Annotated in this window: 11 protein-coding genes; 1 reads left to right on the forward strand and 10 read right to left on the reverse strand. The window is 56.2% G+C overall.

Annotated features, from left to right (window positions below):
* Nucleotides 1–27: 27 nt before the first annotated feature.
* Nucleotides 28–1,005, reverse strand: a complete 978-nt coding sequence (locus tag QT230_RS11490; protein ID WP_308321931.1) for a TAXI family TRAP transporter solute-binding subunit — start codon at nt 1,003–1,005, stop codon at nt 28–30.
* 474 nt (nt 1,006–1,479) lie between these two features.
* Here QT230_RS11490 and nhaD point away from each other — a divergent pair, with 474 nt between their 5' ends.
* Nucleotides 1,480–2,958 carry a sodium:proton antiporter NhaD gene (gene nhaD, locus QT230_RS11495; RefSeq protein WP_308321933.1) on the forward strand — a complete coding sequence of 493 codons (1,479 nt, stop codon included), beginning with the start codon at nt 1,480–1,482 and terminating at the stop codon, nt 2,956–2,958.
* A gap of 197 nt (nt 2,959–3,155) precedes the next feature.
* Here the strand turns inward: nhaD and QT230_RS11500 are convergent, their stop codons facing one another.
* The 9 genes from QT230_RS11500 to QT230_RS11540 all read right to left on the reverse strand — a co-directional run bounded on the left by QT230_RS11500 (nt 3,156) and on the right by QT230_RS11540 (nt 11,692).
* A complete protein-coding gene (locus QT230_RS11500) occupies nt 3,156–3,827 on the reverse strand; it encodes a glutathione S-transferase (protein ID WP_308321935.1) in 672 nt (223 codons plus the stop codon).
* A 222-nt stretch (nt 3,828–4,049) separates the two neighbouring features.
* Entirely contained in the window at nt 4,050–4,625 is a 576-nt protein-coding gene (locus QT230_RS11505; protein ID WP_308321937.1) for an antibiotic biosynthesis monooxygenase, read from the reverse strand.
* A gap of 150 nt (nt 4,626–4,775) precedes the next feature.
* Nucleotides 4,776–5,288, reverse strand: a complete 513-nt coding sequence (locus QT230_RS11510; RefSeq protein ID WP_308321939.1) for a C40 family peptidase — start codon at nt 5,286–5,288, stop codon at nt 4,776–4,778.
* A gap of 63 nt (nt 5,289–5,351) precedes the next feature.
* Nucleotides 5,352–5,981 (reverse strand): histidine phosphatase family protein, encoded by a 630-nt coding sequence (locus QT230_RS11515; protein ID WP_308321941.1) that lies wholly within the window; start codon nt 5,979–5,981, stop codon nt 5,352–5,354.
* 35 nt (nt 5,982–6,016) lie between these two features.
* Nucleotides 6,017–6,832 (reverse strand): phosphonate ABC transporter, permease protein PhnE, encoded by an 816-nt coding sequence (phnE, locus tag QT230_RS11520; RefSeq protein WP_308321942.1) that lies wholly within the window; start codon nt 6,830–6,832, stop codon nt 6,017–6,019.
* Between the two features lie 31 nt (nt 6,833–6,863).
* Nucleotides 6,864–7,682 carry a phosphonate ABC transporter, permease protein PhnE gene (gene phnE, locus QT230_RS11525; RefSeq protein ID WP_308321943.1) on the reverse strand — a complete coding sequence of 273 codons (819 nt, stop codon included), beginning with the start codon at nt 7,680–7,682 and terminating at the stop codon, nt 6,864–6,866.
* Nucleotides 7,679–8,524 (reverse strand): phosphonate ABC transporter ATP-binding protein, encoded by an 846-nt coding sequence (phnC, locus tag QT230_RS11530; protein WP_308321944.1) that lies wholly within the window; start codon nt 8,522–8,524, stop codon nt 7,679–7,681. The genes phnE (QT230_RS11525) and phnC overlap by 4 nt, the downstream gene beginning before the upstream one ends.
* A 76-nt stretch (nt 8,525–8,600) precedes the next feature.
* Entirely contained in the window at nt 8,601–9,563 is a 963-nt protein-coding gene (gene phnD, locus QT230_RS11535; protein ID WP_308321945.1) for a phosphate/phosphite/phosphonate ABC transporter substrate-binding protein, read from the reverse strand.
* A gap of 209 nt (nt 9,564–9,772) precedes the next feature.
* Entirely contained in the window at nt 9,773–11,692 is a 1,920-nt protein-coding gene (locus QT230_RS11540) for an alkaline phosphatase D family protein (RefSeq protein ID WP_308321946.1), read from the reverse strand.
* Between the last annotated feature and the right edge of the window lie 4 nt (nt 11,693–11,696).

Below are 11,696 nucleotides of genomic sequence, written 5' to 3' on the forward strand. Positions count from 1 at the left end.
CAGTGGGGAGATAAAAAAGTAGCTGAATTAACGCAGCGCGTCAGGCACCTCGATGCCTGCTTCTTCGTAATAGCGCAGCGCACCGGGATGCAGTGTGCCGGTCATGTTTTCCAGCATGTCAGGGGTAATACTGCTCCACCATGCGGCCTCTTCCGCCATTGCATCGCGACGCTCCCAAAACGTTTTGGTGAGCATGTACGCCGTATCATCGTCCATATTCGTTGTGGTGTAGGCAATCACCGGCAGCGATGTGGTTGCGACGTCTTTATCAACGCCTGGATAAGTGCCGCCAGGGATTGTTTGACGGGGTGCGCCGGTCTGTTCGATCTGCTCGTCGGTTAGGCTAACCAAGGTCACCGGCATGCTGGCAGCCGTCTCAATCACGTTGGGGGTTGGGAAAGAGCTAGCGGTCACAAAGCCATCGATCTGGCCGTTTTTGAGCGCATCAGGCCCGCTACCAATAGCCGCATCGGCAATTTGAACCTGCTCCTTTAGGCCAAACAGTTCAAGGTAGCGGTCGGCCTCACGGGCGCCAAAGGTGCCTCGGCCAATCAATAAGTGCTTGCCTTCCAAGGCGGCAATATCGGTCACGCCTTCATCACCCGCCAATACAAAGTGCATGGTGATCGAAGGGATTGGGAACAAGCCGCGAATCTCTTGGAAGCGGGGATTCTGACGCTCAGCAAAAGCGCCCTCTCCGGCCATGGCCTGTTCAACGAGTGCCGGCGGCGTGGTAAACACATAGTTACCTTGCCGGGCCATGACTTCCATTACATTTTGAACGGAGCCCTGGCTCTCTTCCAGCGTGAGGATGATCGCGTCATCCGTGCCCTGGCGAATCGCTTCTGAGAGTTCTACGCCCATCTGATAATAGGCGGTACCGGCTGAGGCCGATTTATAGGTCACACGGGTTTCAGCACTGGCGGAGAGCGCGGTGGTTGCCAAGGCGAGCGTAGCAACCGACACGCCAAGCGTGCGGCGAAGGGAGCGAAAGGGGTTGCGCATCGTTATTTTCCTTAACGTGTCCAGCGGCGGTTTGCTAACCAGCCTCGTTTTTATCGTATCCAGTCGTGATTAGACCAAGCTGTGAACTTGGCGGCATCAACATAGCATGACTATACCCCAACGAGCACATCTCTCCATCGACATTGGCAACCCCCTCTTACATACCCGTCCAGCCATAGCCCAGGCGCTGATTTAACATAGTGCATTAGCAAGAGCAGGTATAAAGTTGGGAAGTTATCTAATAATACTATTCGGCGTTAGTATAACATTTACCTTTCTATGATCACCGACCATTAACTAACATTGCTAACGTTGCTATTACCTAAAGGATTAATTTCCTAAAAAAAGATGCTATCACCTTAATAAAAACTGCTTTCATTCGTTTTTATAAGGTATTGCGGCGCAATATAAAATGATAAAATGGACGCGTTTTTTATCCCTCCCTGACAACTTAACTATGAGGAAGAACGTCACATGCCTACGTTGTGCCAACCCTCTTGCCAGCCACGATTATATCGTCGCTGGCTTTTTTTGTTAGCGGCCTTACTATTAGGCGTAAGTCCAAGTGCATTTGCAGTCACCGGTGAGTTAGACCTCACCACTTCTACGGTTGGCTTTTTCGCTGTCGCGGTTTTCGTCCTGGCGTATACCCTGGTCATGGCGGAAGAAAAGATCCATATGCGCAAGTCGAAACCGGTGTTAGTGGCTGCCGGTATCATCTGGAGCCTCATCGGCTGGGTGTATGTCCAAAACGGCATGTCGGAGGCGTCTGAGTACGCTTTCCGCGTGACACTTTTGGAGTTCACCGAGCTGATGCTGTTCTTGCTGGTAGCGATGACTTATATCAACGCAATGGAAGAGCGTCGGGTGTTTGATGCCCTACGCTCCTGGATGCTGCGTAAAGGGTTCAACTATCGCACGCTGTTTTGGCTGACCGGCGGCCTCGCCTTCGTGCTATCTCCAATTGCCGATAACCTTACCACCGCACTCTTGATGTGTGCGGTGGTGACCAAGGTAGCCGAAGGCAACAAGCGCTACATTAACCTTGCCTGTATTAATATCGTCGTTGCCGCTAACGCGGGAGGCGCGTTTAGTCCCTTCGGTGATATCACGACCTTGATGGTCTGGCAGGCAGGTATGATCCCCTTCCAGGACTTTTTCATTCTGTTCTTCCCCGCTCTGGTCAATTTCTTGATTCCCGCGACCATTATGAGCCTGTTTATTAAAGACGAGAAACCAGGAAGCGTGTACGAGGATGTCTGGCTGAAGCGCGGTGCCCGGCGCATTGTGGCGCTGTTCTTGCTCACCATCACCACTGCCGTACTGTGCCACGTGGTACTCCACTTACCGCCGGTGTTGGGCATGATGACGGGGCTAGGCTACTTGCAGTTCTTCGGCTACTACCTGCGCCGCAGCTTGCCACGTTCGCTGGAGCGCAAGCGCGAACGCTACAGCCGCCGGGGCGACAATAAGAAGCTCGAACAGTTGGGGGGCGTGGTGCCGTTCGATGTCTTTAACCGCGTGGCGCGCGCAGAGTGGGATACGCTGCTGTTTTTCTACGGGGTCGTAATGTGCGTTGGCGGGCTGGGTTTTATGGGCTATCTCGGCCTGCTGTCAGAAGCGCTCTATACCGGTTGGAACGCCACGGCTGCCAACATCGTATTAGGGGTCGTTTCTGCCGTGGTGGACAACATTCCCGTGATGTTTGCGGTACTCACCATGGAGCCCGATATGTCCCACGGCCAATGGCTGCTGATTACCTTAACCGCAGGCGTTGGGGGAAGCTTGCTGTCGATTGGTTCAGCGGCCGGTGTCGCGGTCATGGGCCAAGCGCGAGGTGCCTACACCTTTATGGGGCACCTGCGCTGGTCGCCGGTCATCTTTCTTGGTTATGTCGCCAGCATTTTGGTACACATGTGGCTTAACGCCGAGAGCTTTGCGCTATTTAGTTAAGCACAGCGCCCAATAAGCACATTATCAACCCCCTTTCTAGCTTACTGGAAAGGGGGTTTTTGATATTGATTAATTACTCTCGAAAGATACTCAATCGCCGCATCGGTTTTATCCGTGAGCAGCTCATATGCCCCTTGATGAGACCACGTTGCTAACTGCTCGCAGGCTGAGCGCAGTCTCCAATGACCAATGGGGACTCACTGCCCAGGCATAGTAAGCGGGCCCGCTCTCGCCACCACTCGTTGCCACGCAGGATCTTGCTCGATGCGCGACACAAAAGCGGCAATAGCAGGATACTGTTCTAACGACTGCACGGCGGCCACCGCCTGTAGCGGAAAACTCATTTGTATATCGGCGCCGCTAGGCCAGGCGCCAGCAAAATTGCCGTGTGCCGAGAGGTGCTCATTAATAAAGCGGAGGTGGCGTTTGATTTGCGGGGCTAAAAACCGCTTGCTCACCGTATCGCTAATGCCTTTAGCCAGTGGCTTTATGAACCAGGGAGACTGTTTGGGGATTTGTCCAAACACCAGTTGCATTACCAGCAGCGGCATTAAGGAACCTTCGGCATAGTGCAGCCAGTAGCGATAATCAACCCACGCCCGCATATCATCCGGCGAAGGCTGCAACCGCCCCTGGCCGTAACGCTGTATGAGATAGTCAATAATAGCCCCTGACTCCGCCACGGTGAGGTCACCATCGGTAATCACTGGGGACTTGCCCAACGGATGGATCTTTTTCAGCGCCTCTGGCGCCTGCTGTGTTTTACCATCGCGTTGATACACAACCAGCTCATAGTCCAGCGCCAAGGCTTCAAGTAGCCATAGAATGCGATGAGAACGAGACTTTTCCAGGTGGTGAACGTGGATCATAAACACTCCATGGGGCTGTGTTGTACGCCAGCGTTGCACTGGCGACAGTTATCCTTCACTGCTTGTACATTTAGCTTAGTATCATAAAGATCAAGCGTGTAGGGTCAATTTGCTAAGGTTAGCACCCTGGCAGCGCCGAACTCCATGGAAGTGTCTATCTAAAACAAGTGTCTATCTAGAGCTAATGTTTATCTAGAGCTAATGTTTATGCTTGAACGCCCATTATGAGCGATGCGCTTGGCGCCAACGGGCGAGTAAATCCAATGGAGACCATTTACCTTGTAGCCACGGCGATAGCAGGCGCATCGATAGCGGAATAAATACAAACACCATCACAGGCGTCAACATCATGGTGCTAACCACCACTCGCGGCACCAGCGCCCAGCCTGCCAGCACACCACCAAATACCCACTGAAACAGCAGCGATATGGGAAAGAAGGCTAGCCATACGGCCACCGCCTGCTTCCAGCGCGGCGGCGCACTGCTGCCGGTTTGAAACCACGCATCCAAACCGGTGGCCCGATGCTCATGAGGCGCTTCATACAACCCTTTACCACGAGCCAACCACGCATGACGTGAGGCGGAGTGCTCCCAGGCGGTTAAGGTTTCGCTGCTGCTAAAGCGGAAGATGATCTGGTACTCATCGTCATTAGCGGGCGGCGCCAATACGCCAGAGCCAAGATAGCCAGTAAAATCGGCGGCTAATTCGCGCCCTTCGTTAAGCCAGCGATTAAAATCACGGTAGCGACCGTGCTCAACGCGACGAGCCACCATCAATGTGACAGGTGAGGCAGACATGGTATATCTCCTAATGTAACAACAGCCAACGCCGGGTAGGCAGGCCGTTCTCTTTCAAGCGGGTAAGCCCGAAAGTCCAATTGCCACATTATAAAAGCAATATTGATGCCATGTTGCGATTTTTTTGCACGATATCACACATGGAATAAGTTAAGGGGCGGGACTGGCTGCGCCCAAAAAGCGCGCCTGCCAGTAATCGATTTCCAGCGGCACGCTGACCACGGCTCGGCCATTACCCGGCGCGTGAATCATCTGGCCGTTGCCACGATAAATACCGACATGGGTAGCTTTGCGACGGTCGCCAAAGAAAAGCAGATCGCCAGGGCGTGGCGCGTCGACGTGTGGCAAGGCGCGAAACTGCTCATCGGCGGTGCGCGGCACGCGTATACCCGCTGCACCGTAGGTCATTTCCACCAGCCCTGAACAGTCGAGCCCATCGGGCGTATTGCCACCAAATCGATACGGCGTGCCTATTGCCTGCTGCGCGTGGGAAAGAATCAGCGCCCGCTCCATGGAGAGTCCCGCACGGTTAGGGGGCGCCTCGATAGGGGTAAGATCGCGGCTTGCGCAGCCCGCTAACACCAGCATTGTCAGGCAGACGAGTAACCACCTCCGCGAGGATATTAACCCGTAGGGTAAAGACAACAAACGCGCCAAGGGCATGGGCTGTCTCCGATAAGCCAATATGCCTTCATGATGGCGCAAAGCCTACCTAGCCGCCAATGTTTAACGCCCGATCCACTCAACAAACGTGGTCTCACCCAGCTCATGGCGTTCATGGCGAACCCGGCTAAGCGCCGCATAGGGTAGATCCATTGCCAGCACCCGCGAAAGCGGCTGCCCAATAACCTGACGCAGCAGGCCATTGCAGACAAACAAATGCGCCACCACCAACACATGCTTGCCGGGGGGGTTGATTAACAGCTGCTGCCATACCTCAGCGAGCCGGGCATCGAAGGCTTGCATCGTTTCACCACCCGGCGGAGACACCCTAGAGGGATCGCGCCAAAACGCACTCATCCGCGCAGTGCCCTCTTCAGCAAACACCTGAGCGTGGGTTTTACCTTCCCACTGCCCCAGGTGCAGCTCAGCCAAGTCATCCTCCACCTGAACGGGTAGATCAAACTCTTCACCTAACCACAACGCAAACTCTCGGCAGCGCGTTAACGGCGAAGTGACAATCGCATCATAAGGTAAATGCCCTTCGACCGTATGGCGCATCACTGCATCGGTCACCTGCTGCCAGCCGGTTTCACTCAACGGGTGATCAGTGGAGCCGCGCAGCATTCGGCCACCTACCGGCTCGCCGTGACGCAGCAAATCAATGGTGATGGTCTGCGCATCCGGAAAACGCATACTCGACTCCTTACCGACGGTTACCGCTGTCGGCATTAAATAATAGCGTGACGAACCCGTGCGGAGATCCACTCGGACACCAGCACAGTCGCGAAGATCATCAAGAAAATAACGCTGACCTGATCCCAGGCAAGGCTGTTGATCGAGGCATTCAACTGCAAGCCAATCCCTCCTGCCCCAACCAAACCCAATACCGTTGATTCACGGATATTGATATCCCAGCGGTAGACGCTAATTCCGGCAAAGGCGGGCATGACTTGCGGTAACACGCCGTAGTTCATCACCTGCATACGGCTCGCGCCTGTCGCGCTAATTGCCTCTACCGGTGTGGGGTGAATCTCTTCTATCGCTTCGTACAGCAGCTTGCCTACAAAGCCGATGGAGCGCAGCGCGATGGCGATAATCCCCGCCAGTACGCCGGGGCCAAGAATAGTCACCAGCAGCATCGCCCAAATCAGCGAGTTAATGGAGCGCGATGAGACGATGACCATTAGGGCGGCGCTGCGAATCAGCGGATGCGGCGTGGTATTACGGGCGGCCAAAAATGCCACTGGGAAGGCCATGATAATGCCTAACGCGGTGCCCAAGGTGGCGATATTGATGGTGTCCCACATGGGTTTCCAGAGCACATTGGCGTAGCCCCACTTGGGTGGGGTCATGCGGCTGATCAGATCTGCACCCTGGCGACCGGCGTCCTCCACAAACACCCACATGGTGTTATCGGAAATGACCTTCCAGCAGAGCAGAAACAGGCTGACACCCGCCAGCCAGGCCAGGTACTGCAGCCACTGAGCGCGGGTGGTGCGCCGCTGCCAAATCGGCTGGCCTTGGGGGGTAGTTGAAACAGGCATATAACGTCTCCACAAATGATCAGGCCAGAAATTACTGGGTCCAGCGGCGGACATGGCTTGAGCTGTACTCGCACAGCAGTACGATGGCGATGATGATCAGCAGGATCGCCGCTGAGGTGTCGTACTCATAGCGGCTCAGCGAGGTATTCAGCGTGGCGCCGATACCGCCTGCACCGACAATGCCGATCACCGACGACTCGCGGAAGTTGATGTCCAGACGGTACATGGAAAGCCCGATCAAACGCGGCATTACCTGGGGCTGCACGGCGTGATTCATGGTTTGCCACCAGCTAGCCCCCGTGGCACGCACCGCTTCCACCTGGCGCCAATCCAAGTCTTCAATATCTTCCGCCAGCAGCTTGGCCATAAAACCAATCGTCGCGAAGGCCAGAGTGATCATGCCCGCAAACGGCCCAAAGCCGAACATCACCACAAATAGAATGGCGATGATGATCTCTTGAAACGTGCGGGAAACGGCGATAATCGCGCGACACACAAAGTAGATAGGTAGCGGGGAAATGTTGCGCGCCGCCCCTAAGCCCACGGGTATCGCCAGCAGGACGCCTAATACCGTGGACGTCAGCGTCATGGTCAAACTCTCCATCAGCCCCGCGACGATATCGTCGTAGCGGCTGATAAAATCGGGCTGTATAAAGGCGCCTAAAAAATTGACCGCCCTCGCTGACCCTTCAGCGACCCGTGCCCAGTTAACCTCTACCGAGGCAAGCGCTAACAACACATACACCACCGCGCCGGCAGCGAGACCCCAGCGCAAACGCGGACTTTCAATCATCGGTAGACGCCGCCACTCACCGCGCCGCGCCGCCTGTTGACGCGCCTGCTCGCTCATCGTGCCGCTCCCGCTTCAATGGCTGACATCACCCGTGCGTAAGGAGGATTAACCGGCTCCTCGTCTGTGGCTTCATCGTCCATGGGTTCCGGCGTGGTATCCCACTCCTCTTCCCCGTAGATCGTGGTAAGCATCTCGCTATCCAGCTCGCTGGGCAGACCATCAAAGACGATTTCACCCGCGCGCAGGCCGACAATACGGTCGGCAAACTGCTGGGCCAGTGCTACGTCGTGAATATTGATAATCGCCGCTAATTCGCGCTCGGCGCACAGCTCGCGAATCAGGCGCATGATTTGGCGGGAGGTTTTCGGGTCAAGGCTGGCGGTCGGTTCATCGACCAGCAGCAGCTTGGGGCTCTGCAGTAGCGCCCTGGCAATGCCGACCCGTTGCCGCTGTCCGCCGGACAGGGCGTCGGCGCGCTTATCGATGGCATGGGTCAGGCCTACCCGCTCTAGCAGCCGGAAGGCTTCGACCACGGCCTCCTGGGGGTAGCGGCGCAGAAAGCTGCGCCAAAAGCCCACGTAGCCGAGCTGCCCGGAAAGCACGTTCTCCATTACGGTCAGCCGATCTACTAACGCGTACTCCTGAAAAATCATCCCCATGGAGCGGCGGGCATGACGCAATTTATGCCCGGAAAGCTTGGTGAGCTCGGCATCTTCCAGGCGAATGCTGCCTTGGGTGGGTTCAACCAATCGGTTCACACAGCGAATGAGCGTGCTTTTACCCGCGCCCGATGGCCCAATCAGCGCCATCACCTGGCCTTTGGGCAGCGTGAGTTCAATATCCGTCAGCGCTCGATCCCCGGTGGGGTAGCGCTTGCCTACGCCACTTAGTGTCAACATCGTTCCACCTCTTATGTATAGCGAAACGGCCAGAAGGTAAGCCCTCCTGGCCGAATAACGGCTGATAACCGACTGATTAATCGCAGTCGTAGGTCACGCCGTTGGCGTCGGCAATGGTGCGAATAACGGCCCAGTTTTCCTGATAGGTGATCGGAATAAACTGTGCTTCACCGGAGTTGGCGAATTCCGCCTCAAGGGCAGTGCCTTCCCAGTCGTAGCTGAAGAAGGCGTCCTGAATTTTCTCGGCAAGCTCCGGGTTCAGGTTATTGGCCAGTCCGTAAGCGGTGGTGGGGAAGGTTTGCGAGGTGTAGATAACGTCGTAATCACCTTCGTTAACCACACCGCGGGAAATCATTCGGTGGCCTACGGAGTTAGCAATCGCCGCCGCTTCGTAGTCTTCGTTGACCACGCCGAGAATGGAGTTGTCGTGGGAGCCGGAGAAGGCGGTTTCAAAATCTTCACCCGCTTCCAGACCGTACTCTGAACGCAACAGCGCAGAGGGTGCGCGGAAGCCAGAGTTGGAGGTCTCGGAGGTAAACGCTAACTGGCGACCCTCCAGGTCTTCAACGGCCTCAATGCCGCTGCCTGGATAGGTAATGATCTCCATTTCGTAACCAAAGCTGCCATCTTCAGCGGCCATCATGGCGAAGGGGCGGAAGCCACCGCAGTTAACCGCCACCGGTACGCCGCCGGTATTAAAACCAGCGACGTGCAAACGGCCCGCGCGCAGCGCTTCCTGCTGGGCAGCGTTGGACTGTACCGGGAAGAATTGGACTTTTTTGCCCGTGGCTTCGCTCAGGTGGTCAAGGAAGTCAGACCAGACATCCGCATAAACCGCAGGATCTTCCACCGGCGTGTAGGCAAACACCAGCGTATCGGGGCCGGCCCACTGAGACTCATCGCTGGGAACATCGGCGATCATATCGCCATCGTTGTCCACATAGCGCGATGAGAGATCCGCAGAGGCGTTCACCGCCGCCAAGGCGAAAGCACTGGCAACGGCGGCGCTGGTTAATGTGCGGGGCAAAGCACGTGACATGGAATGCGAGAAAGAAAGAGAGAAAGATTGCATGGGTCACCTAGCGCGTTGTTAGAAGATAGCGACATCCTGACAACGGCAGATGACAAAGGCGGGGCAGTCTTATGACCACTTGGTGACGTTTTAGCGAACGAAAAATGACAGTCGCGGTTACCTAACGACCAGTTGGAGAGCCAGGCGGTTAGGGTTAACGAGCGCTTTGAAGGCCATCAGGTAAGAGGCTTATCAGGCGCTGGAAACACCACTTCACTGCCGTCGGCGTCAAGCTGGCGAATATCGATAGGGCGGCCTTTCTCGTCAAGGGTTACCAAGCCAATACCGCTGGCATTCCACAACCGCTCACCGGCGCTGGCGCGATCCGGGTCGCGGGGGTGAACGCTTAGCTTACGGCGTTTGGTAAATGCATTGAGAGGTGACCAGGGGGCGTAGAGCCAGCGGTTGAGGCGGTCAAAGGTATTGAGCAGGTTTTCGGGGAAGGTATTTTTGATCCCGCTGGAGGTAATTTGCCACAGGTGGGGCGCGCGGCGCTGATGGCGAACCACAATGTCGTAGACAAAGGAGTAGTGCACATCCCCGGATAAAATCACATAGTTGCCGGGGGTTTTGGAGTGCCGCCAAATCTGCAGCAGCGTATTGGCGGCTCCGCGGTGGGCCATCCAGTTTTCAGCGTCCACCACCAGCGGCTTCCCCACGGCGGTAAACAGTTTTTGGATTGTCTCTATCAACTTGACGCCAAACATCGGCGCAGGAGAGACAATCACCGCGCTCTTGGCGCCCATTAACGCCTGCTGCATCTCCATTAGCGCCTCCCAGTCCATCAAGCCCGAAGGCCGATGTGGGCTGCGTTCGCTGCGCCAGCGGCGGGTGCGGGTATCGAGCACAATCAGCGCAGGGGTGCCCGGCACCTGAAACTCCCAGCCCTGAAAACGCAGCAACCGCTCAATCAGCCCATCCTGCTCAGCACAGACTAGCGGTTGGTCGCCATCGCCCAGCAGGGTCGAGGCGTGATGGACTAACGGATTCATTTTATCCGGGTCATTACCCCAGGCTTGGCAGAGCAGATACGCCACCAGGGCGTTACCGATAATGCGTTTAGAGAACGGATGGCCGTAGGCGGCACGTTCCCAATCGGCGGTTAGGTTCCAGTCATCGGTAACATCGTGGTCGTCAAAAATCATCAGGCTGGGCAAATGCGCCATCAGTCGCGCGCACTGGGGCAAACCATCAACAAAGGTATCGATCACCGCCTGTTCCTGACGATACAGCTCGGCGTCTTTTTCATCCAAGGCAGGCGGCGTTTGCGCAATCACTTGCCAGGGCGTCGGCGACCACACCAGGCAGTACATGGCGAGCATTTCAGCCAGCGTCATTAAATGATTTTGCGCGTTCGCCGAGGTAAACACCGGCTTTTTGACACCGCCAAAAAAGCGCTCGCGTAGCGCCACGTTGCTGGTCACATCGGGCAGCAGCTGCGCACGCCGGTAATAGCTATCAGGCGACTGATAAAGCGCCTGACTATCATCCACTGTAGCGCCTTCCAGCCACTCATCTACCAGCCCTAGCCGTTCAATCAGCGCATGCACGGCGCGCAGCATTGGCCCGGCCACGTCATCGGCGTAAACCTGATCGCCGGTCATCAACAGCCAGGCGGGCCACTCGGTGGGCGTTGACTGCTGTTCGGCAAGCCAACTATCGGCGCGCACCAGGCCATCGGCACTGAAGTGATGGGGCTTGCGGCAGGAGCCGTGCATCAGTCGGTGATGGCGCGAGGCAATTACAAAAGCGGGATACACGGCGCCGTCATAACACAGCCACGGCGCCCACTCGGGCAGTGAGCGCCATTCGCCCTGCAGGGATTCCACCTGCAGGTCGTATTCGATGCGTTCGTCGCAGGGCAGCGCTAACTCAAGCTCGCAATCGATTAGATAAATAAACGCGCGTTCACCGATAGCGATGCATTGCTGGTGATGCGCCAAGCCAATCGTCTGGCTATCGATGCTACCAGGGCGCAGCACCAAGACCATGTTCAGCGGCCGGGTGGCGACTAGCCAAAGCACCAAACGGGTAGTGCTGATGCGCCTCAACAGGGGGCCGGCGACTATATCAGGCAGCGTATCGGTGCGATTCATTCGG

The organism is Halomonas sp. SpR8 (assembly GCF_031010195.1).
Lineage (GTDB): Bacteria > Pseudomonadota > Gammaproteobacteria > Pseudomonadales > Halomonadaceae > Vreelandella.